Below are 26,479 nucleotides of genomic sequence, written 5' to 3'. Positions count from 1 at the left end.
CTTCCGGGTCAGGCGAAGACGTAGGTCACGCCGGTGAGGCGCTCGCTCTCGGTCCAGAGGCGGCGAGCGTCATCGGTGTTCTGTGCGCGCTTGGAGCGTGTCACCGGCACCGGATGCCCGTGCTGCTGCCCGAACCCTTCCGGCCCGACGAACGAGTTGCCGGCCAGCCCGGGCAGGGTGGCCGCGTACAGCGACGGCAACGCACCCCACACGGCCGGCTGGGCGAATTCCCGGGTCAGCGTCGCCATCAGGCGGCTGCGCCGGGTGGTGGTCTTCGCACCGCGCATGGCAGGACCTGCGGTCTGCAGGTTCGTCAGGGCGAAGCCCGGATGCGCAGCCATCGCCCGCAGGGACAGCTTCGCGGCCGCCGACCGGCGCTGCAGCTCGCTGGTGAACAACAGATTGGCGAGTTTGCTCTGCCCGTACGCCGGCCACGGCCGGTAGCGCCTGGTGCCCATCAGGTCGTCGAAGTTCATCCGTCCGATGCGGTGCACCGTCGACGACAGCGTCACCACGCGCGCATCCGGGCTGGCCACCAGCAGCGGCAGCAGCCGCCCGGTGAGTGCGAAGTGACCCAGGTGGTTGGTGCCGAACTGCATCTCGAAGCCATCGACGGTGCGCCGCTCGGGCAGGTTCATCACACCGGCGTTGTTCACCAGCAGGTCGAGACGACCGGGGCCGGCGATGAACTCCTCGGCGAAGGCCTCAATCGAGACCAGGCTGGCCAGGTCGAGCAGCCGTACCGACAGATCGGCGTCCGGCAGGCGATCCCGCATCCGCTGCACGGCCGCCGCTCCCCTGGCTGCGTTCCGCACGGCCAGGGTCACGGATGCGCCGTGCGCGGCCAGCTGCGCCGCTGTCACGAAGCCCAGACCCGAGTTGGCTCCCGTCACGATGGCGGTGCGGCCGGTGAGGTCGGGAATCTTGTCTTCGGTCCAGCCGTAACCGAGTTTCGGTTCCACGGGTCAGGCCAACCCGAGGGTGTCGAGGGAGGCGCGGAGGGTGGCGGCGGAGTGTTCGAACAGCGCCTGCTCCTTGGCCGAGAACGGCACGTCGATGACGCGCGCGATACCGCTGGCGTCGATGACGCTGGGCACCGACAGGGCCACCCCGCTGACACCCCGGTAGTCGGTGAGCACCGAGCTGACCGGCAGGATGGCTCCCTCGTCACGCAGCACCGCCTCGACGATCCGGGCGCCGGAGAGGCCGATGGCGTAGTTGGTGGCGCCCTTGCCCTCGATCACCTTGTAGGCGGCGTTCTTGACCTCGTCGGCGATCGACTCGAACTCGGCCTCGGAGAACGGCACAGATCCGCTTCCCTGCGCCGGTCCGGTGGCGCCCCGGGCCAGCATCCAGTCGGCCAGCGAGATCGGCCCGATACGCGCCTGCGACCAGAGCGGGAATTCGGAGTCGCCATGTTCGCCGACGATGAGGGCGTGCACGTTGGAGATCGCCACACCGACCCGTTCGGAGAGCATCCAGCGCAGCCGGGAGGAGTCGAGCACGGTACCGGAGCCGAACACCCGCGCCGGCGGCAGGCCGCTGAACTGCTGGGCGGCCACCGCGAGCACGTCGACGGGGTTGGTGACGAGGACGAAGATGGCGTCGGGGGCCCGCTCGACGAGCTTGGGCATCAGGTCGCGCAGGATCTCCACGTTCACGCCGGCCATCTCGAGGCGGGACTGGCCGGGATGCTGGCGGGCGCCGGCGGTGATCACGACGACGTTGGCGCCGCTCACCACGTCGAGGTCATCGCCGCCGGTGACCCTGGACGCCCCGGTGAACTGGGTGCCGTGTGCGAGGTCGAGCACCTCGGCGGCCACCTTGGCCGAGTTGATGTCGTACAGAGCCACCTCACGGGCGGACTCGCGGATCAGGGCCGCGTAGGCCAGGGATGTGCCGACGGCGCCGGCGCCGACGATGGCCAGTTTGGAGTTCTCAATCACGCTCATGGTCCCAGTGTCCTCTATCGCGGGTCCGCTCCCTCACGCCGGGTGCCCTGTCACGCCTGGTGCCCTGTCACGCCTGGTGCCCTGTCACGCCTGGTGCCCTGTGCGGCCTGGTGCCCTGTGCGGCCTGGCGGATGCGGGCCACTATGGCTGCATGCCCGACGAGGAACCGGCGCCGGCCCGCCCGAACCCGGAGGTACCGCCCGCAGTGCGCGCCCAGCTGCTCGCCACCGAGCACTGGAGCCTGCTGGCTTCGCGCAGCACCACCCAGGGTGAGGTGCTCACCCGCATCAGCATGTTCCTGTACCTGGTCTCGGCCGGGCTGGTGAGCCTGGCCCTGGCCGGGCAGGCCACCCAGTTCGACGAGGGCTTCCCCGGTTTCGCCCTTACGGTGCTCGGCATCATCCTGCTCGTGGGTGTCCTCACCCAGGTACGGGTGACGAATGTGAGCATGGAGGACCTGGCCTACGTGCTGGCGATGAACAGGTTGCGGGCGGCGTACGTGGAGCTTGACCCCGGGGTCGCGCCGTACCTGATGGCGTCCCGGTTCGACGACCTGCCCGGCACCCAGACCACCTACTACTTCCTGGGCGGCAAGCCGAGGAATTTCAGCCAGGTGCTGGGCAGCAGCATGATGTTCATCATCGCGGTGAACTCCACCCTGCTCGGCCTGTTGCTGGCCGGGATCACCCTGGGGCTTGGCCTTCCGCTGCTCGTCTGCCTCGCGATCTCCGTAGTGGGCGGCGTGGGCTTCCTGGCCGGCTCGATCGTGGTGGGCGGCACCCGCTATCTCGGCTTCTGGCGGCGGTACACGCCGTTGTTCCCGTCTCCCCCTGCCGAGTGATCCCTGCTCTGCGCCGGCCTGCTAGCCCTGCAGGAAGGCCAGCACCGCGAGCACCCGGCGGTGATCGGACCCGGTGTCGTCGAGCCCGAGCTTGACGAAGATCGCGGTGACGTTCTTCTCCACCGCGCCGACCCCGATCACGAGGCGTTCGGCGATGCCCACGTTGGTGCGCCCCTCCGCCATCAGGCCGAGCACGTCACGCTCCCGCGGGGTCAGCGCCGCCAGCGGACTGGTGCGGCGGGCCAGCAGTTCGCGCACTACCTGCGGGTCGAGCACCGTGCCGCCGGCGCTCACCCTGGCGACGGCATCCTGCAGCTCGTCGAGCGACGCGACCCGGTCCTTGAGCAGGTAGCCCAGGCCGCCCTCCCCCGACGCCAGCAGCTCCTGCACGTAGGTGCCCTCGACGTACTGGCTGAGCAGCAGGATGCCGATCCCCGGCAGCCGGCGCCGAAGCTCGATCGCGGCGCGCACCCCCTCGTCGCGGAAGGTGGGCGGCATCCGAACGTCGAGCACCGCCAGGTCGGGCCGCAGGGCTTCTACCTCGGCGAGCAGGGCGTCGGCGTCGCCGTAGGCGGCCACGGTGTCGAAACCTGCCTCGGCGAACAGCCGCACCAAACCCTCACGCAGCAGCACGGAGTCCTCTGCCAGGACCAGGCGTAGCGGTGCGGTCGGGGTGGGACGCTGGAGTGTGCTCACCCGTTCAGGATAGGGCGCACTCATCACCGAACGACGGAGCTGCCCAAGTCGTGCACCACAGGGATGTGCGCGCCCACCGCGGTGGGGCCGCCGTGCGGGCTCCGCACCGACAGGATGCCGCGCAGGCCCTTGAGGCGTTCGTCCAGGCCGGCCAGACCGTGGCCGTCCTGCAGCACCGCGCCGCCGCGGCCGTTGTCGATCACCCAAAGGTCCAGCCAGGTGGAGTCGTCCTCCGGGACCCGGCGGAGTTCCAGGTGCAGCCGGATGCCGGTGGCCCCGGCGTGCTTGGCCACGTTGGTGAGCAGTTCGGCGGCGATGAAGTAGCTGCTGCGCTCGATCTCCGAGGGCAGCCGCAGGTCGCGGTCCACCTGCAGTTCCAGCTGAACGGGAACGGTGCTGCGAGCGGCCAGCGACTCCAGGGCCACGATCAGGCCGCGGTCCTGCAGGATCGGCGGCACCAGTCCGCGGGAGAGTGCCCGCAGTTCCTCGAGCGTGTCGCGCGCCTGTTCGCGGGCCTCGACGAGAAGCCGGCGCGCGGCATCCGGGTCGTCGTCGAGCCGGCGTTCGGCGCTGGCGAGGTCCATCTGCAGGCGCACCAGGCGCTGCTGGGGCCCGTCGTGGATGTCGCGTTCGAGCCGCCGCAGCGACTGGTCTTCGGCCGAAACGGCCGCGCCGCGGGAGGCGCTGAGGTCGGCGACCTCGCGCTGCAGGGCCTCGGATGACCAGGCGCCGAGCATCACGCTGGCGATGCCCTGGTGCATCAAGACCATGCCGCGGGTGACGAACGGCAGGGTGAGCAGGAAGGCCAGGCCCAGGGCGGCATTCAGCACGTTCTCGGCGGCCAGGTTCTGGCCGCTGTCGGGGCCGAACGAACCGGTGATCAGATCGAAGAGCCCCACGGACTCGCTGTCGTTGGGCAGCGACCAGCTCCAGATCCAGTAGGTGAGCCCGCCGAGCGCGCCGGACAGCCACACGATGACGATCGACCAGGACACGACGCCCACGATGAAATTCACGATCATGCCGTGCAGCAGGTACAGCCAGTAATGACCGGACACCAGCGGGCCGAGGATGGCGCGCAGCGGCGTCGCGGGTTCGCCGCGCGGTGTCCACTGCGGCGGGGTGATGGCCGGCTGGCCGGCCCAGCGCAGCCGGGTGAGCTCGACGACGCCGAAGCCGCGGGCGGCGTACAGGGCGGCCACGACGATGAACAGGCCCACGAACAGGGCCACCAGGCTCACTCCCGTGGCGAACAGGGTCACCAGGACGGTCAGGGACACGATGACGATGGGCAGGGTCGGCAGCAGGAAGCCGAGCTCCCTGGGCGTGCGCGCCCACAGGCTGAGATAGCCGGTCGGGCTCTGGCCGCTCTCGGCGGGCTTGCTGGCGGGCTGCACAATGCTCAGCGTGGCAGAGTTCGGGCTCTCGGTGGTGTCACCGGCGCCCGTGGCGGAATTGAGGGTGTCGTTGGTCATGGTTCCAGCGTGCTCTCGGCGGCGGCCTGCGCCCATCCCCTCAGCCGCCGGAACGGTGTGGGGGGTTATCCCCCGCACCTCAGAGTGTGCTGTGCGTGAACCGGCCACCGAGCAGTGTCGCGGCCACGGGCATCCGTCGCAGATCGGCCACCGACGCCACAAACGGGTCGATCTCGCAGATCGCGAGGTCGGCCGTCTGGCCCACACCGATGCCGTGCCGGCCGCGGGCGGATGCCGCCAGCGCGGCCTGCCGGGAGATCGCCTGGTCGGGGTGCCAGGCGGCGCGCTCGCCCCGGCTGCGCCCCACGGCGGCCGAGATGGCCACCCACGGGTCGAGTGGTGCGACGGGTGCGTCGGAGCCGAGCGCCAGCTGTACCCCGGCGGCCAGCAGGTCGGCCAGCCGGAACGCCCGTTCGGTGCGGCCGGCCCAGTACCGGTCGGCCACGTCGCGGTCGTCGAGGGCGTGTTCGGGTTGAACGCTGGCTGTGATCCCCAGGCGGGCGAACCGGGCCACATCGGCCGCGGTGAGCAGTTGTGCGTGCTCGATGCTGCCGGTGCAGCCCACGGCCTCGAAGGCGTCGAGGGCGAGACTGTTGGCGTTGTCGCCGATGGCGTGCACGGCGGGGCGGATGCCGGCGGCGGCGGCCCGCCACATCAGGGCCTCGAGCTCGTCGGCGGGCACGGTGAGCATGCCACGGTCGTGGTCGCCGGAGAGTCCGGGGTAGGCGTCGAAGCAGTACGCGGTGCGGGTGTTCAGCGAGCCGTCGGTGATCACCTTGTACGGGCCGACGGTGAGCAGCCCCCCGGTGCCGTCGATCACCTGGCCGCTGGTGAGACCCTGCGCGATCGCGTCGTCGAGGTGGTGTGTGTACAGGCCGAAATCGACCCGCAGGCTGTCGGTTCCCGCATCGATGCGGCGCCGCCAGACGTCGAGGTTCCAGGTCATCTCCAGGTCGACGATGCCCACCACACCACGGGCGGCCGCAGCACGGGCGGCCTCGTCAGCCCACGCGTCGAGGTCGGCGTCCGGCACGTTGTCGATGGCGTGTTCCACCGCGAAGGCGTCGTCTTCGCGCAGCAGCCCGGTCTGGTGGCCGGCGAAACCGTAGACCGCGAGGGCGGCGGAGTTCAGCCAGCAGCTGTGCAGGTCGCCGCTGACGAGCACGACCGGTACCGGCCCTGAGGCGGCGTCCAGCAGGGTACGGCTCGGGGCATCCGGCCACAGGGCATCCCGAAAGCCGAAGCCGACGAGTCTGTCGTGCTTGCCTGCGGCCGGCACCGCGGCCAGCCGGGCGGCGACCATATCGGCGGCCGCCCTGGCGCTCGTCGCGTCGGACACGTCGAGCCGCCTGGCGGTCTGGGACCACTGACTGAAGTGCACGTGGTTGTCCCAGAGCCCCGGTGTGATCCAGCGTTCGCCCAGATCAACCGTCTTGGTCGCCGGCGAGTGGCCGCTCGCGGGTGCGAGGTAGCCGATCGAGGTGATCAGGCCGTCGTCGACGCGCACGTCGACGAGGTCGTCGCTGCCGGGCAGGCGGCCGTTGCGCAGAACCAGGCTCATTCGGCGGCGCTGTTCTCGGCGGCGCTGTCCTCGGCGGCGCTGTTTGCGGCGGCGTTGTCGCGGGCCCGGCGCATCCGGGCGGCCAGCGCCGGGCTCGCGTACGGACCGTCACCGTCGAGCTCGGCGAGGATGCGGTCCACTGTGGCGGCCGGCTTGTTCTGGCTCATTTTGTCCTTCGCCGTGAAGTGGGTCACCCGCAGGCGGAACCCCACGGTACCGGCGACGATGCGGGCGGCGTAGTCGGCGTTCTCCGGGGTGCCGTTCATGCGCCGGGGCTCGTCCATGCGGTCCTCGAAGTGGTCGACCAGGGCCGCGAGTACCCGCAGGTTCTCGGCGTCGGAGAGGATCTCGGGAGTGCCGTGCAGGTGCGCGGTGACGAAGTTCCAGGTGGGCACGGCGGGGCGGGCGTCGTACCAGCCGGGCGAGATGTAGCCGTGCGGGCCCTGCACGATCACGAGGATCTCGTGCGCGCCCAGCTCGTGCAGCTGCTCATCGGGCCGACCGACGTGGCTGAGCAGCACGATCTCGTCGTCGGCGGCCGCCGTGTCGAGGATCACCGGGTAGTGCGAGGCGACGAGCTCGCCCGCCTCGGTGGAGCTCACCAGGGTGACCCAGGGGTACTCCTGAATCAGACGGCGTACCTCGTCGACCTGGTCGAGCGCGAAACTGGGGTTGGTTCTCACGGGCGGGCTCCTGGGGTGCGGGCGGGGTCAGCGATGACAGACGCAGGTGCGGCGGATGGGACGGGTCAGGCCTGGCAGGACGGGCAGTAGTAGAGCTTGCGGGCGCCCATCTCCTCGAGGGTGACGTGGGTGCCGCAGATCCGGCAGGGCAGGCCCTCGCGCTTGTAGACCCAGTGCCGGTCGGCGCGGTTCTTCATCGCGAGTCGGTAGTCCTCGCCGGTCAGGTCGTCCATGGTCATCATCTGGCCGGTGTTCACACCGATGGCCAGCAGATGCGCCCAGTCCCGCCAGAGGGCCCGCAGGCTCTCCTCGGTCAGCGACTTGCCCGGGGCGTGCGGGTTGATCTTCGCCCGGAACAGCAGCTCGGCGCGGTAGACGTTGCCGATACCGCTGACGACGGACTGGTCCATCAGCAGCAGGCCGATACGGGTGGGCTTCTTGCGCACGGTGTCCACGAAGCGCTGTTCGGCCTCCGGGCTGTCGTCGAGCTGCGGGTCGGGGCCGAGCCTGGCCAGCACAGCGTCGACCTGGGCGGGGTCGAGCACCTCACAGGCGGTCGGGCCGCGGAGGTCGGCCGAGACCGTGTCGGTGAGCAGGCGCACCCGCACCTGGCCGACGGGTTCGGGCGGGAAGGTGTCGAGCTGGTCGATCTCCTTTTCTTGCTCGGCCATGCGCACCCGGGTGCGGCGGGGCGCACCGATGCTGTGCATGGAGTTCTCGCCCGCTGAATCCAGCACCGGCGCGAGGTCGGTGCCGCGCTGGTTGGTCTGTCCCATCCGGCCGTTGCTCGAGGCGATCGTGGCGTCCATGATGATGTCGCCCGCGAAGTCCCAGGCACCGTACATGCCCAGATGCACCCGTAGCCAGAGCCCGTTGTCGAACTCCAGGAACATCTGTTTGCCCACGGCGCGGGCATCCGTCATGACGTGACCGCTCAGTTGTGCCGCACCGGCGGCGAACCGGCCCTGCGGCGACGAGAGCTGCACCGGGCGGCCCACGAAGTTGCGCGCGAATTGCCGGGTGATGCGATGGACGGAATGACCCTCTGGCACGGCGATGCCTTTCCGACTCGGTGGATCAGGTGAGGTACAGCTCAGTTGCTCAGGACGGTGCCGGCGATGGTGCCGGTGGTCTCGTATTCGGCCAGCTGGTCGATGCGGCGCTGGTGGCGTTCCTCGCCGGGGAACGGGGTGGCGATGAAGGCGTCGATGAACGCGATGACGTCCTCGATGGGGTGCTGGCGGGCGCCGATCGCAATGACGTTGGCGTTGTTGTGTTCGCGGGCGAGGGTCGCCGTGGCCGCGTTCCAGACCAGCGCGGCGCGGGCGCCGTGCACCTTGTTGGCCGCGATCTGCTCACCGTTGCCGGAGCCGCCGAACACCACGCCGAGAGCCTCGACGCCGGCCGCCTGGTCGGCGACCACGGCCGCCGCCGCGCTGATGCAGAACGCCGGGTAGTCGTCGAGCGGTTCGTAGCTGGTGGGCCCGTGGTCGATGACCTCGTGCCCGGCCGCACCGAGGTGGCTGATCAGGAGGGTGCTGAAGTCGAGGCCGGCGTGGTCGGTGGCGATGTGGATGCGCATGATGAGCAGTCTATTTAGTCGGGCGGGATGCTGCGGCGCTGCTACTCGGCGGCCGCAACGAGGGCGGGCGCGAAGATCGGGTCGCGGGTGCGGCTGCGCTTGATCTCGAAGAAGCCGTCGTAGCCGGCCACCGCGACCACGCCGTCCCACAGGGCCAGCGCCTGATCCCCGGTCGGTGCCGGCGAGATGACCGGGCCGAAGAAGGCAACGTCGTTCACGGCGATCACCGGGGTGCCGACGTCCTGGCCCACCCGGTTGATGCCGTCGAAGTGGCTGGCGCGCATCTGCACGTCGAACTCGTCGCTCTCGGCGTAGCGGGCGAAGTCGGCCGGCAGGCCCACCTCGGCGAGCGCCGCGGGAATCACGGAATCGGCATCCGAGTTGCCCTCGTGGTGGATGCGGGTGCCCAGCGCGTCGTAGAGAGCCTTGACGGTCTCCTGACCGTGCAGCTCCTGGGCGGCCTGCACCAGACGGGTGTATTTGAGGGCCCGGGGGAAGAACGCGCGGTACTCCTCGGAGACGTCGGTGTTTTCGTTCAGCACCGCGAGGCTCATCACCTGCCAGCTCACCTCGAAGCCGCGCAGATCACTCACCTCGTCCACCCAACGAGAAGTCATCCAGGCCCAGGGGCAGGAGGGGTCGAACCAGAAGGTCACAGAGTCGCTCATCGACCCAGCCTAAGCGAGTCGAAGGTCCCGAAAAGCCGCCGAAGCCGCACGCACCGAAGCCGGCTAAAACCCTGTCCAGAGCGGCTATCGAAGGAGAAATGCCTGATTCTGAGGCAAATTGCGCTAAAATTGACTCTTATGCCCATCGAGGGGCGGCCCCGCATCCGGGGCACATGACCTCCATCTGAGGCAGCTCACGACCTCCATTCGAGGCTCGACCTGCCTGCGCAAGAGTCATGTCATGACCTCCACAAGAGGCATCTCTACTGTCAGAAAGTGACACATGTCAAACGCTATCAACGGTGCTGATCGCACCGTGAAGAAGATCAAGAAGCCGCTGTTGCGCCGGAAGCTCAAGGTCTCCGACGTGAACGTCGTCGACCGTCCGATGCTGAAGAAGGCGCTCGGCGGCACGATCGTCGGAAACACCATGGAATGGTACGACGTCGGAGTCTTCGGCTACCTGATCACCACGATGGGTCCCGTCTTCCTCCCCGAAGCCGACCCGACCGTGCAGACCCTGTTCCTGCTCGGCACCTTCGCCGCCACCTTCATCGCCCGCCCTCTCGGTGGCGTGTTCTTCGGTTGGCTCGGCGACAAGCTGGGCCGCCAGAGGGTGCTCGCCATGACGCTGATGCTCATGGCCGCCTCCACCTTCGTGGTCGGCATCCTGCCCGGCTACGCCCAGCTCGGCATCTGGGCAGCGGTACTGCTCGTGCTGACCAAGCTCGTGCAGGGCTTCTCCACCGGTGGCGAGTACGCCGGTGCCACCACCTTCGTCAGCGAGCACGCTCCGGACAAGAACCGCGGCTTCCTCGCCAGCTTCCTCGACATGGGCAGTTACCTCGGCTTCGCGATGGGTGCCGCTCTCGTGTCGATCCTGCAGGTGACTCTCGGTCAGGCCGCCATGGAAGAGTGGGGCTGGCGTCTGCCGTTCCTGCTCGCCGGACCGCTGGGACTGATCGCCATCTACTTCCGGATGAAGATCGAGGAATCCCCCGCCTTCCAGGCCAGCCTGGACGCTCAGGAAGTCAACGCCAAGAACCCCGACTTCGTTGAGGACGACAGCATCCCCAAGGGACCTGTTGCCATCTTCAAGAACTACTGGCGCGGCATCGTCCTCGCGATGATCCTCGTCGCCGCCGCGAACACCGTCGGATACGCGCTCACCTCGTACATGCCGACCTACCTCACCAGCACGATGGGGTACGACGAGCTGCACGGCACGCTGCTGACCATCCCGATCCTCGTGATCATGGCCTGCTGCATCCCGCTCACCGGTCGCCTGAGCGACAAGATCGGCCGTCGCCCAGTGCTCTGGATGGGTTCGATCAGCGCCGTGGTCTTCGCCATCCCCGCGTTCCTGCTCATCGGTATGGGCTCCGTCTTCACGACCCTCGCCGGTCTGGCCCTGATCGCCCTCCCGGTGACGTTCTACGTCGCCAACCTCGCCTCGGCACTGCCGGCCCTGTTCCCCACGGCCAGCCGCTACGGCGCGATGGGCATCGCGTACAACTTCGCCGTCGCCATCTTCGGTGGCACCACGCCGTTCATCATCGCGGCGCTCATCGCCGCTACCGGTGACGACATGATGCCGGCCTACTACCTGATGGCCACCTCGTTCATCGGTGGAATCAGCATCTTCTGGCTCAAGGAATCCGCCAACCGCCCGCTGCCCGGCTCCATGCCGAGCGTGGAATCGGTCGAAGAGGCACACGAGCTCGTTGCCGGTCAGTTCGAGAACCCCCTGCTCGACCACGACGAGATGCCGTTCGACGCCACCTTCGAGCCGCCGACCTCGTCGATGGACCTGAGCGCGCTCAAGACCGAGACCGACTCGGAGCCGGCCAAGGTCTAGCTCCACCTCGCACCGCCCCGTCCTCTTCGGAGGACTGCTTTTCACAAGCAACTGTGGCCGGTGCGGACAATTGTTACCCGCACACCGGGCGCAATTGTCCGCACCGGCCACAGTTGTCTGTTCGCCCGGCTGTGTGAGGGGCGGATGCGCCGTCGTAGAATTCTCTGATGACCACCGAGCAACACCCGCAGACCACACCCGTAGAGCCCGCATCCGTCGCGTCCGTCGATGATGCCCCCACCGGCGACGCATCCGCGACACCCGCGATCGACCCCCACGACCTCGAGGTGGCCCTGCGTGTGCTCGCGTCCCTGGCCACCATCGACCCGGATGACCCCGACTTCGTCACCGTGCGCCAAGCCACCGCCAAGATGTTCAAGTCGGTGAAGACCGTGCGCCGCCACGAGAAGCGCCAGCTGATCGCGGATGCGGACCGTGAGGTCATCGCGGCAACCGCGACGGGAGCTCCCACCCGCATCGACGACGAGACAATCGGCGCCCAGCTGCGGCTCGGCACCGACAGGCCCTCGGCCGGCGAACTGCTCGTTCCGCGCGCCTGCTACATCTGCAAGCAGAAGTACACCCTCGTCGACGCGTTCTACCACCAGCTCTGCCCGAGCTGCGCTGCGATGAGCCACACCAAGCGCGACGCCCGTACCGACCTCACCGGCAAGCGCGCCCTGCTCACCGGCGGCCGCGCCAAGATCGGCATGTACATCGCGCTGCGGCTGCTCCGCGACGGCGCGCACACCACCATCACCACCCGCTTCCCGCGCGACGCGGTGCGCCGGTTCAGCGCCATGCCCGACTCCAAGGACTGGCTGCACCGCCTCCGCGTTGTCGGCATCGACCTGCGCGACCCGGCCCAGGTGATCGGCCTGGCCGACTCCGTCGCCGCGCAGGGTCCGCTGGACATCCTGATCAACAACGCCGCGCAGACCGTGCGCCGCTCCCCCGGGTCCTACTCCCCGCTGGTGGAGGCAGAGTCCTCCCCGCTGCCGGACGGCGAACTGCCCGAGATCGTCTCGTTCGGGCACACCAACGATGCGCACCCCACCGCGCTGGCCGCGTCCGTGGCCAGCCACCCGATCCTCGCCGCCGCCGCCACCGGCGCCGCCCTCACCGCCGACGACCTCACCGCGCTGGCCTTGGCCCCCGGGTCGTCCTCGCTGGCACGGCTGGCCGCGGGCACCGCCATCGACGCGGGCGGTCTGGTGCCCGATCTGCACGAGGAGAACAGCTGGACGGCCAACGTCGAAGACGTCGACCCACTCGAGATGCTCGAGGTACAGCTGTGCAACACCACGGCCCCGTTCCTGCTGGTGAGCCGTCTGCGCGCCTCGATGGCGGCATCCGAGGCTCGGCGCACCTACATCGTGAACGTGTCGGCAATGGAGGGCGTCTTCGGGCGCGGTTACAAGGGTCCGGGGCACCCGCACACCAACATGGCCAAGGCCGCCCTGAACATGCTCACCCGCACCAGCGCCAAGGAGATGCTCTCCGACGGCATCCTGATGACCAGCGTCGACACCGGCTGGATCACCGACGAGCGCCCGCACCCCACCAAGATCCGCCTGGCCGAGGAGGGTTTCCACGCCCCACTCGACCTGGTTGACGGCGCCGCCCGGGTGTACGACCCCATCGTGCGCGGCGAGGCCGGCGAAGACGTGCACGGGGTCTTCCTCAAGGACTACCGCCCCGGCACCTGGTAGGGCTGCCGCACCACCCCTGCCGCGCGAAATGTTCATCTCGCGAGAGGATGCGCGGCACTCCCGGCCGCCTCACCGGGAGTGTCGGTGGGCGCCGATAGGGTCGGAACGTGCAGACATCTACCGCCAAGACCGCGATCGCCGACATCCCCTCGCTGTGCGTGTTCGACCTGGAGACCACGGGTGTGAACACCGACGAGGACCGCATCGTCACGTGCTTCATCGGCCGCGTCATGCGCGACGGCACGGTGAACGGCTCGTACAGCTGGCTGCTCAACCCCGGCATCCCCATTCCGGAGGGAGCGTCCGCCATCCACGGCATCACCGACGAGGTCGCCCAACGTGACGGCGTCGACCCGGCCACCGCCATCGCCGAGATGCTCACGATACTGCGCCGCAGCATCGACGGAGGCCGCCCGATCGTGGCCTACAACGCCAGCTTCGACCTGTCCATGCTCAACGCCGAGGCCCGCCGGTACGGCCTGGCGCCCATCGAGGACTTCGGCCCGGTGCTCGACCCCTACGTGATCGACAAAGCCGTGGACCGCTACCGCAAGGGCAAGCGCACCCTGGTGGCCACCGCCGAGTACTACGGCGTGCTGCTCGAGGGGGCCCACGACGCCGAAGCGGATGCCGTGGCCACCGGCAGGGTCGCCTGGGCCCTGTTGGCCAAGACCGAGGAGACCGACCTGTACACCCTGCACGACCGCCAGGTCGGTTGGGCCAGGGAGCAGGCCGAGAGCTTCCAGACCTACCTGCGCAAGTCCAAGGGCGACGACCTGATCGTCATCGACGGTGCCTGGCCGATCCGGGCAGGCGCCGACCGTGCCGCGGTTACGCCCGTGCTGGTCACACCGGCGATCTAGCCTGCCCTCAGCCGAGCCGATGCACCGCGCGACCGTGCGGCTGGGCTAGCGCGACCGCCCGGCCATCCACCGACAGCACGAAGTCAGCCGAACCGGATGCCGCGGGCAGCGTCGACGGCAGCGTCCCGGCCACCCCTGGCACCACGGTGCGCCCCTCGTTGGCCAGCCAGCGCACCCCGCGATCGGCCCTCAACCGGGCCATGGTCGCCACGAACCGATCCCGGTCGGCCTCGTCGAGATATGCCAGCACCGCCGTGTGGAACACCACGACGGTCGCATCCGGCGGGGCCTCGGCCACGAGAGCCGCGACCTTCTCGTTGAGGTCGCCGCGCACCAGCCGGGGCGGGGCCGTCCGGGCGACCTGCACGGCCGCCCGCAGCCGGGCCCGCCGGTCATCGTGCTCCGGCCAGATCAGAGCCTCCAGCCAGGCCACGTCGGCGGGATCGGTCACGTCGAGCGGGGCGAGGTCGATGCCGGCCCGCCACACCACGCGAGGCAGCCGGCTCGGCACGGGAACTGAACCGGTCACCGCGCACTCCAGCAGCACCGGGCTGGGCCCAGCGGGCGCCTCAAGCAGCGCCGCGCCGTCGCCGGGGCCGTCAGCACGGTGACCGCCGGGCCGATACCGATAGCTGTAGAGATCCGGCAGCAGGCAGAGGCCGGCCGACGCCCCCACCTCGATCAGGGCGAGCGGCCCCGGCAGACTCCCGAGGGCCGGGAGCAGCACCGCGCATCGGCCCGGCTCGTTGGTCTGGGTCGCGTGGCTGCGGCACGTCTGCTCGACCACCGCCCAGTTCTCGGCCAGCCAGGCCCGGAAAACCGGGTACCCGCCGGCATCGGCGCCGTGGAACCTGGCCGCGCTGAACACCAGGTTGGGTTGCCGTTTGGTCGGCGGCAGCCGGTCGATCAATCCGATCGTCGCCACATCGAGCGCCACCCCCGCCGCCCAGGCCTCGTAGCAGGCGCTCAGCCCCCGGGCCTCCACCTCGGCGAAGGCTCGATAGCGCAGCGCGGTATCGGCGCCGGCATCCGTGCTGGTTCTCATGCCGGCAGCCTAATCAGGCGCGCCACCAGCGCCACCGTGGCTAGGCTTGTTCTCTATGCGGATGCGCCAAAGCGCTCTCGCGAAACGAAGATGGAGAAACCGTTGCCCGGAGAAAACCTCACCAGGATCGAAGCCCAGGAGCGCAAAGCGCTCGTCAGCGTGACCAGTTACGACGTCACCCTTGACCTGACGACGGGTCCCACGACCTTCGCCAGCACCACCACGGTCGCCTTCAGCGCCGTGGCCGGTAGCTCGACCTTCATCGACGCGATCACCGAGAGTGTGCACAGCGTCACCCTCAACGGCGCCTCGCTTGACCCGGCTGTCGTCAGCGACGGCGTCCGCATTCAGCTTGACGACCTCGCGGCCGAGAACGTGCTCACCGTCGTCGCCGACGCCGCGTACACGAACACCGGCGAGGGCCTGCACCGTTTCGTCGACCCCGTCGACAACGAGGTGTACCTGTACAGCCAGTTCGAGGTTCCAGACTCCCGCCGCGTCTTCGCGGTGTTCGAGCAGCCAGACCTCAAGGCCGCCTTCACCTTCACCGTCACCGCGCCCGGCGCCTGGGAGGTCATCTCCAACTCGGCCACGCCAGAGCCCACGGATGCCGGCAACGGCAACAAGACCTGGGCGTTCGAACCCACCCACACCATCTCCAGCTACATCACCGCCCTCGTGGCCGGTCCGTACGCCGTGGTGCGCAGCGAGCTCACCTCCAGCGACGGCCGCATCATTCCGCTGGGCCTGTTCAGCCGCAAGAGCCTGTTCGAGTACCTGGATGCCGACTACATCTTCGAGAAGACCCGCCAGGGCTTCGCCTACTTCGAGGAGAAGTTCGACTTCCCGTACCCGTTCGACAAGTACGACCAGATGTTCGTGCCGGAGTTCAACGCCGGTGCGATGGAGAACGCCGGCGCGGTCACCTTCACCGAGACCTACGTCTTCCGTTCCAAGGTCACCGACGCGATCAAGGAACGCCGGGTCGTCACGATCCTGCACGAGCTGGCGCACATGTGGTTCGGCGACCTGGTCACCATGAAGTGGTGGAACGACCTGTGGCTGAACGAATCGTTCGCCGAATGGGCGTCCACCATCGCCACCGCCGAGGCCACCGAGTGGACCGAAGCCTGGACCACCTTCGCGGCAATGGAGAAGAGCTGGGCGTACCGTCAGGACCAGCTGCCCTCCACCCACCCGGTCGTGGCCACCATCACCGACCTCGAAGACGTGCAGGTCAACTTCGACGGCATCACCTACGCCAAGGGTGGATCCGTTCTCAAGCAGCTCGTCGCCTGGGTCGGCATCGACGCGTTCTTCACCGGCGTCGCCTCCTACTTCAAGAAGCACGCCTGGGGCAACACCGAGCTCTCCGACCTGCTCGTCGAGCTCGAGGCCGCCAGCGGCCGTGACCTCTCCGGCTGGGCCGCCCTCTGGCTCGAAACCGCCGGCGTCAACACCCTGCGCCCGCAGATCGAGGTCGACGACGCCGGGGTCATCACCGCGTTCGCCGTGCTGCAGACCGCTACCGAGGATTACCCCACCATCCGCCCGCACCGCCTCGCGATCGGGTTCTACGACCTGGTCGACGGCGCCCTCGTGCGCACCCACCGCGTCGAGCTCGACGTCGACGGCGTGCAGACGGATGTGCCGGAACTCGTCGGTCGTACCCGTGCCGATCTGATCCTGCTCAACGACGACGACCTCGCCTACGCCAAGGTGCGCCTCGACCCCGCCTCGCACGCCGTGGCGCTCGAGCACCTCGCCGCGATCGAGAGCCCGCTGGCCCGCTCGCTGGTCTGGGGCTCCGTCTGGGACGCCACCCGCGACGCCGAGACCTCCCCGCGCGACTTCGTGAAGCTGGTGCTGGGCAACGTCGCCACCGAGACCGAGTCAACGACGCTCCGCACGGTTCTCGGCCAGGTGTCCCTCGCCGGGCAGTATTACGTGGCCCCGGAGCACCGCGACGCCACCGTCGCCTCGGTCGGCGACGCACTCTGGGCCTTGGCCCAGGACGCAGAGGCCGGCAGTGATGCTCAGTTCCAGTTTGTGAAGTTCTTCGCCTCCGTCGCCGAGACGCCGGCCCAGCTGGCCGCCGTTGCGGGCCTTCGCACCGGTTCGTTCAAGCTGCCGGGCCTGGACATCGACACCGACCTCAGCTGGGAGCTGCTCGCGGCGCTGGTCGCCGGCGGCGAAGCCGGTGAGGCGGAGATCGCCGCCGCCCTGGCCGCGGACAACACCGCCACCGGTGCCCAGTCCGCCGCCAACGCGCGCGCCGCGATCCCCACCCTCGAAGGCAAGCAGGCAGCCTGGGCCTCGCTGATCGACGTGGACACCGCACCGAACACCATCGTGCGGGTCACCGCCGCCGGATTCCTGCGCGCACACGACACGAGCCTGCTCGAGCCGTTCGTCGGCCAGTACTTCGATGTGCTGCAGAAGGTGTGGGCCGAGCGCAGCTACTCCATCGCCGAGAAGCTGATCGTGGGCCTCTACCCGTCGCCGCTGTCGAACCAGGCCCTGGTCGACGCGACCCGGGCGTGGTTGGACGCCAACCCGGAGCCCGCGGCGCTTCGCCGTCTCGTGGTTGAGAACCTCGCCGGCGTCGAACGCAGCCTGCGCGTGCAGGCCCGCGACCAGGAGTAGTCCGCCGGCACCACCGGACAACGGCGCCGCCTTCGATGATTTTCATCGTGGCGGCGCCGTTGTCGTATGGCACCTTCAGGAAGCGCCGAGTCGGCGCTCGGTAGACTGGTCGATCTATGAACTGGGACACTTTTTGGGCTACGGCCGACTACATCTGGAACCTGACCATCGTTCAGGTCGTCGTCATCATCATCTTCGCGCTGGTCGCCCGCTGGGTGTTGCTCTTCGTGATCGGGCGGGTCGTCACGCAGATCGTGTCCGGGGTGAAGAAGGGCCAGAACGTCGACGACACCCAGTCGCTCGACGTGTCACCGGTCACCGCGGTGCGTGTCGTGCAACGCACCCGCACGCTCGGTTCGGTGCTGACCAATATCGTCAACGTGCTCATCGTGGTGGTGACGATCCTGCTGATCGTGACCGAAATCAATCCGGGCATCCTCGGGTCATTCGCCTTGCTCACCGCCGCTCTCGGCGCCGGCCTGGGTTTCGGCGCCCAGAACATCGTGAAGGACGTGCTCAACGGTCTGTTCATGGTGATGGAAGACCAGCTCGGCGTGGGCGACGTGGTGGACCTCGGCCTGGCCACCGGAGTCGTCGAGTCCGTCGGCATCCGCATCACCCAGGTGCGCGACATCGAGGGCACCCTCTGGTTCGTCCGGAACGGCGAGATCCTGCGCACCGGAAACATGTCCCAGGGCTGGGCCCGCGTCATCGTCGACCTGGCCATCCCCTACTCGTCGGATGTCGAGGCCGTGCAGGCCGAACTGCTCAAGGTCGCCCGCGCCTTGGCCTCCAGCCGCAAGTGGCGCGGGGCGATGCTCGGCAAGCCCGAGATCTGGGGCCTCGAATCCATCTCGGCGGAGGCGCTCGTTGTGCGCCTGGTCGTGCGCACCCGGGTGGGCGCCCGCTGGGACTTCGCCCGCGACCTGCGGCTCCATCTCAAGAAGGCCCTCGACGGGATGGGCTCAGGACTGACCCCGCTCAACAGTGTGGTGATGGCCGCGGCCGACGGATCGGTGTCCGCCGGAAGCAACAACGGTGACGGCACGGCAGACGGCGCCCCGGTGGATGCCGCGGCCCAGGCCGCCGCCGCGCTCCCGAGCACCGACACGGCGCCCTTCGAACAGCCCGTCCCCGCACGCCGGGTTCGTGCCCCGCGCCGGCCGAAGAAGACCGCGACGGACCAGCAGCCCGATTCCGGATCGACCGGCACGCCAGGCGGCGCCGCGGCCACCGAACAGGAGAAGCCCGATGACAAGTGACAACATCCCGCTCGGAGTACACCTTCGGTCGAGCGAGAACGCCGCCGCCGTGAGCCCGTCGTTCTACCAGGAGGTCGGCGGCCGGCCGTTCTTCGAGAAGCTCGTCGCCGAGTTCTACCGCGGCGTCGCCGGCGACCCGGTCCTCAAACCGATGTACCCGGAGGAGGACCTCGGCCCAGCTGCGGAGCGGCTGACCGGTTTCCTCGAGCAGTACTGGGGCGGGCCGGGCACCTACAGCGAGCAACGCGGACACCCGCGGCTCCGCCAGCGGCACCAGCCGTTCAAGGTGAACCCGGATTCCCGGGACCGCTGGTTGCTGCACATGCGGAACGCCGTCGACTCCTGCGACCTGCCCCCGCTGCAACGCGCCACCCTGTGGGACTACCTCGAGCGAGCCGCACACGCTATGGTCAACACCTTCGACGCGTAACACTCGAACCGCACCATCCGCCCCGCAGCACCCCTCACTGACAATGGAGTCACCATGAGCCCAGCCCGCCCCGGCCTGCCCACGCATCCGAACACCACCGCCGATGTAATCGTGGTCGGGGCCGGCCTGGCCGGCCTGGTGGCCACGGCCGAACTCGTGGAGGCGGGAAAACGGGTGCTGCTCGTCGACCAGGAGAACGCCGCCTCGCTCGGCGGTCAGGCCTGGTGGTCGTTCGGCGGGCTGTTCCTGGTCGACTCCCCCGAACAACGCCGAATGGGCGTCACGGACTCCCTGGCTCTGGCCCGGCAGGATTGGTTCGCCAGCGCCGGCTTTGATCGCGGTGAAGACTACTGGCCGACCCGGTGGGCCGAGGCGTACCTCAACTTCGCCGCCGGCGAGAAGCGGGCCTGGCTCAAGGAACGCGGCGTGACCTTCTTCCCGGTCGTCGGCTGGGCCGAACGTGGCGGGTACACCGCCCTGGAACACGGCAACTCGGTACCCCGCTTCCACATCGTCTGGGGAACCGGGCCCGCGATCCTGGAGCCGTTCATCACCAGGGTCCGTGAGGGGGTGCGCGCCGGCCTGGTCACCACCCTGCACAGGCATCAGGTCGACGAGTTGATCGTCGAGGGAGGCGCCATGGCGGGAGTGCGGGGCAGCCTGCTCATCCCGAGCGCTGCGGCGCGCGGTCAGGCCAGCAGCAGGGAGGTCGTCGGCGAGTTCGAGCTGCGGGCGTCCGCGGTGATCGTCACCAGCGGTGGGATCGGCGGCAACCACGACCTGGTGCGCGCCCAGTGGCCGGCCCGGCTGGGACCGGCACCCGCCAAGCTGCTCTCCGGTGTGCCCGCCCATGTCGACGGCCGGATGCTCGGGATCACCGAGAAGGCCGGCGCCCGATTGATCAACGGCGACCGTATGTGGCACTACACCGAGGGCATCGTCAACCACGACCCGGTTTGGCCGGCCCACGGCATCCGCATCCTGCCCGGCCCGTCGTCGCTGTGGCTGGACGCCACCGGAAAACGCCTGCCGGCCCCGCTGTTTCCCGGTTTCGACACCCTCGGCACGATGGAACACCTGCTCAAGACCGGCCACGAACACAGCTGGTTCGTGCTGACCCAAAAGATCATCGAGAAGGAGTTCGCGCTCTCGGGCAGCGAACAGAACCCCGACCTCACCGGCAAGGACCTCCGCCTGCTCGCCCAGCGGCTCGGATCGGGCGCGCCCGGCCCGGTGGAAGCGTTCAAGAGCAAGGGTGAGGACTTCGTGGTGGCCGATACCCTGCACCAGCTGGTCAAGGGCATGCAGCAGCGGTCCCCCGAGGTACACATCAATGCCGCCCAGGTGGAACGGGAGATTCTGGCCCGCGACAGGGAGCTCGACAACGACTTCAGCAAGGATGCCCAGATCAACGCGATTCGCCAGGCCAGGCACTATCGCGGCGACAAGCTCATTCGGGTGGCGAGCCCGCACAAGCTGCTCGACCGCGCCAACGGACCGCTGATCGCGGTGAAGCTGCACCTGCTCACCCGGAAGAGCCTGGGTGGCATCGAAACCGACCTCTCCGCCCGGGCACTCGGCGCCGACGGGCAACCGGTCCCCGGACTCTACGCGGCGGGTGAGGCCGCCGGCTTCGGCGGGGGCGGTGTGCACGGCTACCGTTCGCTGGAGGGCACCTTCCTCGGCGGCTGTCTGTTCTCCGGCCGCACCGCCGGCCGGGCGGTCGCCGCCGCGCTCTAACCCGTCCCGCACCCGGGTGGAGGGGTCAGGCGCGCAAGGACCAGGGCTTGCGGCGAACCAGGATGTGGCCGCGGGCTGTGCTCAGACGCGTCCAGGGACCGGTCTCGAAGAGCTGCACCGGCTCATCCGCCGCCAGGAAACCCAGGCTCACCGCGGCGAACCCGGCACCGGCGGGCACGAAGTCCAGCGCCTCGATCGGGCGGCCCCAGACCTCGGACCGTACCCGTTGGACGATCTGCTCACCGGTGCCGGTCGGGATGACCGACGCGACCTCGGCGATGCCGTCGCGGGCGGCGGCCTCCAGCACAGCCGGTGCGGCGCTGCCATGGGATGTCCAGCCGCCCTTCGGCGGCGTGATGCCCGCCCAGGTGACCGAGGACACCTGCAGCGGCACGGTGACGGTGACCGGCGCATCCGCGTCGGTGACGGCCGCCTCGAGGCGCAGCAGCCGATCCAACAACGACCGCACCGGTACGACGACGTCGAGGTCGACAGGTTCGGTGAGCGCGAAGGTGCGCAGGCCCAACACCGTGGGGCTCGAGTCCAGCAGACCACGCGGGTACAGGATCGCCGTGTACACGGCGAGCACGCCCGCCGCGGAGACGAGCCGCACCGAGCCGTCCTCCACCCGGCTGGCGCGCGAAAGGTAGACCTGGAGGTCGCCGAGGGACAGGGAATCTGAGAGGGAAAATGACTGGCTCATCTGCTGTCTAAACTACCAAGGTACGTCGGTGTCCCGCGGACCCGAGCTCGAACAAGGAGGCAGCATGCACGAACCGCTGGAGGGTCTTCTGGCCGCTCTCGACCTGACCGACACCGGTGCCCGCACCAGTGAGGACATCTTCACCGGCCCGTCGCAGTGGATGCCGCAGGGTCGCGTCTTCGGTGGCCAGGTGCTCGCGCAGTCACTTGTCGCCGCCATGCGCACAGTGCCCGACGAACGAAACGTGCACTCCATGCACGGGTACTTCCTGCGCCCCGGCGACGTCAACCACCCGATCACCTTCTCGGTCGACCGTATCCACGACGGCCGGTCGTTCTCCACTCGACGCACCCAGGCGTACCAGAACGGCGTGCCGATCCTGTCGATGATCGCGTCGTTCCAGGACACCGACGAGGGTCTCGAGCATCACATCGAGATGCCGACCGACCTGCCCGACCCCGAGTCCCTGCCGACCACCGCAGACACCCTTGGTCACATCGATCACGACTTCGCGCGTGCCTGGGCCAACGACCGCCCGTTCGACATGCGCCACGTGCCCTCGTCGATCTACCTCACCGTGGACGGCGAACACACCAGCAAGCAGATGATCTGGATGAAGACCTTCGAGCCCATCCCCGACGACCCTGACCTGCACCGCGCCGCACTCGCCTACGTCAGCGACTATTCGATCATGGAACCCGTGATGCGCCGGCACGGCCTGCCCTGGGCCACCCCCGGCCTCAAGGTCGCCAGCCTCGATCACGCCATGTGGTGGCACCGCTTCGGCCGGGTCGACGAGTGGATGCTGTACGTGCAGGACTCCCCCTCCGCTCAAGGCGGCCGGGGACTGTCCACCGGCAGCATCTACAGCCGCGACGGCCTGCTGCTGGCCACGGTGGCCCAGGAGGGCATGGTGCGGGTTCCCAAGCCCCGCGACTAGGCTGCAACCTGTCCGAGCCAGTCCGTCCGAGCCCGTTCGTCCGAGCCCCGCAGGAGCATTATGACCCTCGACGCTGACCTCACCCGCCGTACCCTTCTCGTGGCCGGAGGCGCCGGTACCGCCCTGGCCCTGGCCGCCTGCGCACCCGGCGACCCGAACACGAACACCGATACCGGCACGGCCACCCCGGCCGAGGTAGCGGTGCTCTCCGACATCCCCGTTGGCGGTGCCATCGCTGTCATGTTCGACGGGGCGCAGATCATCGTGTCGCAGCCCACCGCCGGCGAGGTCGTGGCGTTCAGCGCCATTTGCACCCACCAGGGCTGCATCGTGGTTCCGGAGAAGAAGGGCCTGAACTGTCCCTGCCATAAGTCCCTCTTCGACACCGCCACCGGCGCGGTCCTCCAGGGACCGGCCACCGACCCCCTCCCGGCGGTCACGGTCACCCTCGACGGCGACAAGGTGCTCGCCGGCTGACCCGTTCACGCTCGTGAACGGGGCTACTTGCGGGTGAAGGGGACCGCGGGCTCCAGGTACGGGGTCCAGGCTGCTCGTTCGACGTCGTTGATCTTTCGAGGGCGCTCCGTCGCCGCATCCACCAGCACGATCGTGGTGGTCGCGCGGGCGTACAGCGGCGCGGACTCCTGCCCGGCCGGGCCGTACACCTCGTAACACACATCGAGGCTGGCGCCGCCGAGCTTGCCGATCCACAGCTGCACGTCGATGGGCTCCCGCAGATACGGGATCGGCGCGAGGTACTCGATCTCCATCCGGGCGATCAGGGTCAGCGTCGCCGCCCCCGGTCGTCCGTCCAGCACCGCGGTTCCGCGCGCACCGGACGCACCGGCCGCCTCGTCGTTGACCCAGAACGCCTGGATGCGCGCCTCCTCGAGGAGGCGCAGCATCTCGGCGTTGTTCACGTGGGCGTAGGCGTCGAGGTCGGACCAGCGCAGCCGGATGGGAACATGCAGCCGCATGGGGGTCCTAGTCGCGCGTCAGTTTGCGGTACGCGGACCGGTGCGGCTTGGCCGCGTCCGGGCCGAGTCGCTCGATCTTGTTCTGCTCGTAGGACTCGAAGTTGCCCTCGAACCAGTACCAGTTGCCCGGCGCCTCAGCAGTGCCCTCATACGAGAGGATGTGCGTGGCGATGCGGTCGAGGAACCACCGGTCGTGAGTGATGACCACGGCGCAACCGGGGAACTCGAGCAGCGCGTTCTCGAGCGAACCGAGGGTTTCGACGTCGAGGTCGTTAGTCGGTTCGTCCAGCAGCAACAGGTTGCCGCCCTGCTTGAGCGTCAGCGCCAGGTTCAGGCGGTTGCGCTCACCACCGGAGAGCACACCGGCCTTCTTCTGCTGGTCGGGACCCTTGAAGCCGAACGTGGACACGTAGGCGCGAGACGGCACCTCGGTCTTGCCGACCTGGATGTAGTCCTGGCCGTCGGAGACGACCTCCCACAGCGACTTGTTCGGGTCGATCCCGCCACGGCTCTGGTCGACGTAGGAGATATCGACGGTCTCGCCGATCTTGAGGTCACCGGCATCCAGCGGCTCGAGGCCCACGATGGTCTTGAACAGGGTCGTCTTACCGACACCGTTCGGGCCGATCACGCCGACGATGCCGTTCCGCGGCAGGGTGAAGGAGAGATCTTCGACCAGCACCCGGTCGCCGAAGCCCTTCTTGAGCTTCTTGGCGTCGATGACCTGGGCGCCCAGGCGGGGCCCGACGGGGATCTGGATGTCTTCGAAGTCGAGCTTGCGTCCGCGCTCGGCCTCGTTCACCATCTCCTCGTAGCGGGCCAGGCGGGCCTTCGACTTGGCCTGACGGCCCTTGGCGTTGGAGCGCACCCATTCAAGTTCCTCGGCGAGGCGCTTGGAAAGCTTGGCGTCCTTCTTGCCCTGCACCTGCAGGCGTTCCTGCTTCTTCTCCAGGTAGGTGGAGTAGTTGCCCTCGTAGGGGTACAGGTGGCCGCGGTCGATTTCGGCGATCCACTCGGCCACGTGGTCGAGGAAGTACCGGTCGTGGGTGACGGCGAGCACGGCGCCGGGGTACTTGGCGAGGTGCTGCTCGAGCCAGAGCACGCTTTCGGCGTCGAGGTGGTTAGTCGGTTCGTCGAGAAGGAGCAGGTCGGGCTTCTGCAGCAGGAGCTTGCAGAGAGCCACGCGGCGCTTCTCACCACCGGAGAGGTCGACGACGGGGTAGTCGCCCGGCGGGGTGCGCAGCGCATCCATGGCCTGCTCGAGCTGGGAATCGAGGTCCCAGGCGTCGGCGGCGTCGATCTCTTCCTGCAGGGTGCCCATTTCGGCGAGCAGGGTGTCGAAGTCGGCGTCGGGCTCGGCCAGCGCGGCGCTGATCTCGTTGAACCTGTCAACCTTGGCCTTGATCGGGCCAACGCCTTCCTGCACGTTCTCCAGCACGGTCTTGGTTTCGTCGAGCTCCGGCTCCTGCATGAGGATGCCGACGGAGTAGCCCGGCGAGAGCCTGGCCTCACCGTTGCTCGGGGTATCGAGCCCGGCCATGATCTTCAGGATCGTGGACTTACCGGCACCGTTGGGGCCCACCACGCCGATCTTGGCTCCGGGGAAGAACGACATTGTGACGTCGTCGAGGATGAGCTTGTCGCCGATTGCCTTGCGCGCACGCACCATCGAGTAAATGAATTCAGCCATAGTGTTTACCAGTCTATTTGGCGCGTGGCTCCGACGAGACACGTTCCGGTTGCGAGCAGGGGGGCGACGACGCTGTGGTAGCCGCCGGTGGAGGGACCGTTCTGGCCGATCAGGCACTCTCCGGCGATGTTCACGGAGAACTGGATGGAGTCCGCCGGTTCACCCTTGGTAGTGGTGTCGGCGGTGACCTCCATCGTCGTTTTGTCGAAGCCGGCGGCGACCAGGGCGTCGATGTAACTGCGGCCGGCCACGTTGGGGTCGGCGGCGAGCGCCGCGGTGATGACCGCGTCGAAGTAGGGCAGATTCTCAGCGGCGGTGCCCTCCGGCATGAGCGCCGGCGGCGCAACCTCCGTCGGGGTGGGGCTTGCCGTCGCGGTCGCTGTCGTCGTCGGCGTCGGGCGGGCGGCGGGGGCGGCAGAGCAACCGGCCAGGCCCAGGCCGAGACCAAGGACAAGACACGTTGCCCAGGTCGTCGCTCTGCGGCTGCGCCGCACGGGTGCGTCCAAGATCCTGGCCACGCGTAGTCCTCCCCCACGGCCGCACGCTGCGACCGAGAAGTCGAGTCTAAGCGGACCGTGTTTCCGATTCCCCCTGCCCGGCGTCAGGTTCGGCCGGCCCGGGATCCGGGTCGGCCGAAGCGGCCGTGGCCTCGCCCGCAGTGCCACCCGCTGCGCCGCCCGCCGGGTCGGCATCCCGCTGCTCGGCGGCGGACGGTGCGGTGCTTCGCATCAGCGCCGTCGTTCCCCAGGTCAGGTTGTGGCCCACGGCGTCGGCCTCCACCTCCACCGAGGTGCCGGTCCGGTCCTCGTTCTCCCAGTCCCGGATGCGCAGGCGCCCGGTCACCAGCACCGGCTCGCCCTTGTGTACCGACCGCTCCACGTTGTGGGCGAGCTGCCGGAAGCTGGAGACGGTGTACCAATTGGTGTCGGCGTCCACCCAGGCGTTCTTCACCCTGTCAAAACGGCGTTGCCGGCAGGCCAGCCTGAATGAGGTGATGGCCAGGCCTGAACTGGTGACGAGGTGGCGCGGGGTGGTGGCCACGATTCCGGTCAGGGCGATGGTGTCGGTCACGGGAGTCTCCTGGGCGGCACGAGGCTGGTGGCGATATCGGACGCGACCCGGGAGCAGTCCTCGTGCCGGGTTCGTGTTCCCGGG

The 26,479-nt window shown here is 68.8% G+C and carries 25 protein-coding genes; 10 read left to right on the top strand and 15 right to left on the bottom strand.

The annotated features are described in order from the left end of the window. Nucleotides 1–8: 8 nt before the first annotated feature. Both RCH12_RS09430 and RCH12_RS09425 read right to left on the bottom strand, forming a co-directional pair. Nucleotides 9–962, bottom strand: coding sequence for an oxidoreductase (locus RCH12_RS09430; RefSeq protein ID WP_327016708.1), 954 nt, complete (start codon nucleotides 960–962; stop codon nucleotides 9–11). A gap of 3 nt (nucleotides 963–965) precedes the next feature. Further along, nucleotides 966–1,952, bottom strand: a complete 987-nt coding sequence (locus RCH12_RS09425) for an L-lactate dehydrogenase (RefSeq protein ID WP_103431987.1) — start codon at nucleotides 1,950–1,952, stop codon at nucleotides 966–968. A 151-nt stretch (nucleotides 1,953–2,103) separates the two neighbouring features. Here RCH12_RS09425 and RCH12_RS09420 point away from each other — a divergent pair, with 151 nt between their 5' ends. Next, a complete protein-coding gene (locus tag RCH12_RS09420) occupies nucleotides 2,104–2,793 on the top strand; it encodes a hypothetical protein (RefSeq protein WP_103431988.1) in 690 nt (229 codons plus the stop codon). 21 nt (nucleotides 2,794–2,814) lie between these two features. Here RCH12_RS09420 and RCH12_RS09415 read toward each other — a convergent pair whose 3' ends face one another. The 7 genes from RCH12_RS09415 to RCH12_RS09385 form a co-directional block, all read right to left on the bottom strand. Beyond that, the gene (locus tag RCH12_RS09415) at nucleotides 2,815–3,513 is read right to left on the bottom strand and encodes a response regulator (protein ID WP_103431989.1); all 699 of its coding nucleotides are present in this window, start codon (nucleotides 3,511–3,513) and stop codon (nucleotides 2,815–2,817) included. Further along, the gene (locus tag RCH12_RS09410; protein WP_327016707.1) at nucleotides 3,513–4,964 is read right to left on the bottom strand and encodes a sensor histidine kinase; all 1,452 of its coding nucleotides are present in this window, start codon (nucleotides 4,962–4,964) and stop codon (nucleotides 3,513–3,515) included. Before RCH12_RS09410 ends, RCH12_RS09415 begins: the two co-directional genes overlap by 1 nt. Before the next feature lie 79 nt (nucleotides 4,965–5,043). Next, nucleotides 5,044–6,525: an amidohydrolase gene (locus RCH12_RS09405; protein ID WP_327016706.1), complete on the bottom strand. Its 1,482-nt coding sequence runs from the start codon at nucleotides 6,523–6,525 to the stop codon at nucleotides 5,044–5,046. Continuing rightward, nucleotides 6,522–7,208, bottom strand: a complete 687-nt coding sequence (locus RCH12_RS09400; RefSeq protein WP_327016705.1) for an FMN-binding negative transcriptional regulator — start codon at nucleotides 7,206–7,208, stop codon at nucleotides 6,522–6,524. Before RCH12_RS09400 ends, RCH12_RS09405 begins: the two co-directional genes overlap by 4 nt. Nucleotides 7,209–7,273: 65 nt before the next feature. Next, the gene (locus RCH12_RS09395; protein ID WP_327016704.1) at nucleotides 7,274–8,260 is read right to left on the bottom strand and encodes an Fpg/Nei family DNA glycosylase; all 987 of its coding nucleotides are present in this window, start codon (nucleotides 8,258–8,260) and stop codon (nucleotides 7,274–7,276) included. Between the two features lie 41 nt (nucleotides 8,261–8,301). Beyond that, complete coding sequence (locus RCH12_RS09390) at nucleotides 8,302–8,790, bottom strand: ribose-5-phosphate isomerase (protein WP_103431994.1); 489 nt, start codon at nucleotides 8,788–8,790, stop codon at nucleotides 8,302–8,304. Nucleotides 8,791–8,831: 41 nt separating this feature from the next. After that, nucleotides 8,832–9,458: a mycothiol-dependent nitroreductase Rv2466c family protein gene (locus tag RCH12_RS09385; protein WP_103431995.1), complete on the bottom strand. Its 627-nt coding sequence runs from the start codon at nucleotides 9,456–9,458 to the stop codon at nucleotides 8,832–8,834. Nucleotides 9,459–9,741: 283 nt separating this feature from the next. On the opposite strand from RCH12_RS09385, the gene RCH12_RS09380 reads away from it, so the two are divergent. The 3 genes from RCH12_RS09380 (at nucleotide 9,742) to RCH12_RS09370 (ending at nucleotide 13,891) form a co-directional block, all read left to right on the top strand. Further along, nucleotides 9,742–11,316 carry an MFS transporter gene (locus tag RCH12_RS09380; protein ID WP_103431996.1) on the top strand — a complete coding sequence of 525 codons (1,575 nt, stop codon included), beginning with the start codon at nucleotides 9,742–9,744 and terminating at the stop codon, nucleotides 11,314–11,316. Between the two features lie 167 nt (nucleotides 11,317–11,483). After that, on the top strand, nucleotides 11,484–13,028 hold the full coding sequence (locus tag RCH12_RS09375; protein WP_327016703.1) for an SDR family NAD(P)-dependent oxidoreductase: 1,545 nt from the start codon (nucleotides 11,484–11,486) through the stop codon (nucleotides 13,026–13,028). Between the two features lie 107 nt (nucleotides 13,029–13,135). Next, on the top strand, nucleotides 13,136–13,891 hold the full coding sequence (locus RCH12_RS09370) for an exonuclease domain-containing protein (protein ID WP_327016702.1): 756 nt from the start codon (nucleotides 13,136–13,138) through the stop codon (nucleotides 13,889–13,891). Nucleotides 13,892–13,898: 7 nt separating this feature from the next. Here RCH12_RS09370 and RCH12_RS09365 read toward each other — a convergent pair whose 3' ends face one another. Then, entirely contained in the window at nucleotides 13,899–14,936 is a 1,038-nt protein-coding gene (locus tag RCH12_RS09365; RefSeq protein WP_327016701.1) for a DUF2332 domain-containing protein, read from the bottom strand. Nucleotides 14,937–15,038: 102 nt separating this feature from the next. Between RCH12_RS09365 and pepN the strand changes: the two genes are divergently transcribed. From pepN to RCH12_RS09345, 4 genes are all read left to right on the top strand, one after another. Then, entirely contained in the window at nucleotides 15,039–17,582 is a 2,544-nt protein-coding gene (pepN, locus tag RCH12_RS09360) for an aminopeptidase N (protein WP_327016700.1), read from the top strand. A gap of 116 nt (nucleotides 17,583–17,698) precedes the next feature. Further along, nucleotides 17,699–18,844: a mechanosensitive ion channel family protein gene (locus RCH12_RS09355; RefSeq protein WP_327016699.1), complete on the top strand. Its 1,146-nt coding sequence runs from the start codon at nucleotides 17,699–17,701 to the stop codon at nucleotides 18,842–18,844. Further along, nucleotides 18,834–19,274 carry a globin gene (locus RCH12_RS09350; protein WP_088456408.1) on the top strand — a complete coding sequence of 147 codons (441 nt, stop codon included), beginning with the start codon at nucleotides 18,834–18,836 and terminating at the stop codon, nucleotides 19,272–19,274. Before RCH12_RS09355 ends, RCH12_RS09350 begins: the two co-directional genes overlap by 11 nt. A gap of 54 nt (nucleotides 19,275–19,328) precedes the next feature. Further along, a complete protein-coding gene (locus RCH12_RS09345; protein ID WP_327016698.1) occupies nucleotides 19,329–21,014 on the top strand; it encodes an FAD-binding dehydrogenase in 1,686 nt (561 codons plus the stop codon). 25 nt (nucleotides 21,015–21,039) lie between these two features. On the opposite strand, the gene RCH12_RS09340 is transcribed toward RCH12_RS09345, so the two are convergent. Further along, a complete protein-coding gene (locus tag RCH12_RS09340; protein ID WP_103432002.1) occupies nucleotides 21,040–21,717 on the bottom strand; it encodes a hypothetical protein in 678 nt (225 codons plus the stop codon). A 64-nt stretch (nucleotides 21,718–21,781) separates the two neighbouring features. Here RCH12_RS09340 and RCH12_RS09335 point away from each other — a divergent pair, with 64 nt between their 5' ends. Further along, the gene (locus RCH12_RS09335) at nucleotides 21,782–22,657 is read left to right on the top strand and encodes an acyl-CoA thioesterase (RefSeq protein ID WP_103432003.1); all 876 of its coding nucleotides are present in this window, start codon (nucleotides 21,782–21,784) and stop codon (nucleotides 22,655–22,657) included. 60 nt (nucleotides 22,658–22,717) lie between these two features. Then, the gene (locus RCH12_RS09330; protein WP_103432004.1) at nucleotides 22,718–23,134 is read left to right on the top strand and encodes a QcrA and Rieske domain-containing protein; all 417 of its coding nucleotides are present in this window, start codon (nucleotides 22,718–22,720) and stop codon (nucleotides 23,132–23,134) included. 23 nt (nucleotides 23,135–23,157) lie between these two features. Here the strand turns inward: RCH12_RS09330 and RCH12_RS09325 are convergent, their stop codons facing one another. From RCH12_RS09325 to RCH12_RS09310, 4 genes are read right to left on the bottom strand one after another with little or no spacing between them, the layout of a single operon-like run. After that, nucleotides 23,158–23,634, bottom strand: a complete 477-nt coding sequence (locus RCH12_RS09325) for an acyl-CoA thioesterase (RefSeq protein ID WP_103432005.1) — start codon at nucleotides 23,632–23,634, stop codon at nucleotides 23,158–23,160. Between the two features lie 7 nt (nucleotides 23,635–23,641). Further along, nucleotides 23,642–25,324, bottom strand: a complete 1,683-nt coding sequence (gene ettA, locus RCH12_RS09320) for an energy-dependent translational throttle protein EttA (RefSeq protein ID WP_088456413.1) — start codon at nucleotides 25,322–25,324, stop codon at nucleotides 23,642–23,644. A 5-nt stretch (nucleotides 25,325–25,329) separates the two neighbouring features. Further along, complete coding sequence (locus RCH12_RS09315) at nucleotides 25,330–25,842, bottom strand: DUF6993 domain-containing protein (RefSeq protein ID WP_327016697.1); 513 nt, start codon at nucleotides 25,840–25,842, stop codon at nucleotides 25,330–25,332. A 46-nt stretch (nucleotides 25,843–25,888) separates the two neighbouring features. After that, nucleotides 25,889–26,395 carry a single-stranded DNA-binding protein gene (locus tag RCH12_RS09310; protein ID WP_103432008.1) on the bottom strand — a complete coding sequence of 169 codons (507 nt, stop codon included), beginning with the start codon at nucleotides 26,393–26,395 and terminating at the stop codon, nucleotides 25,889–25,891. Nucleotides 26,396–26,479 lie beyond the last annotated feature (84 nt).

It is taken from the genome of Cryobacterium sp. MP_3.1 (assembly GCF_035984795.1).
GTDB classification, from domain to species: Bacteria; Actinomycetota; Actinomycetes; order Actinomycetales; family Microbacteriaceae; genus Cryobacterium; species Cryobacterium zongtaii.
The sequence above is the reverse complement of the archived record's forward strand: the minus strand, read 5'-3'. Positions and strand labels throughout refer to the sequence as shown.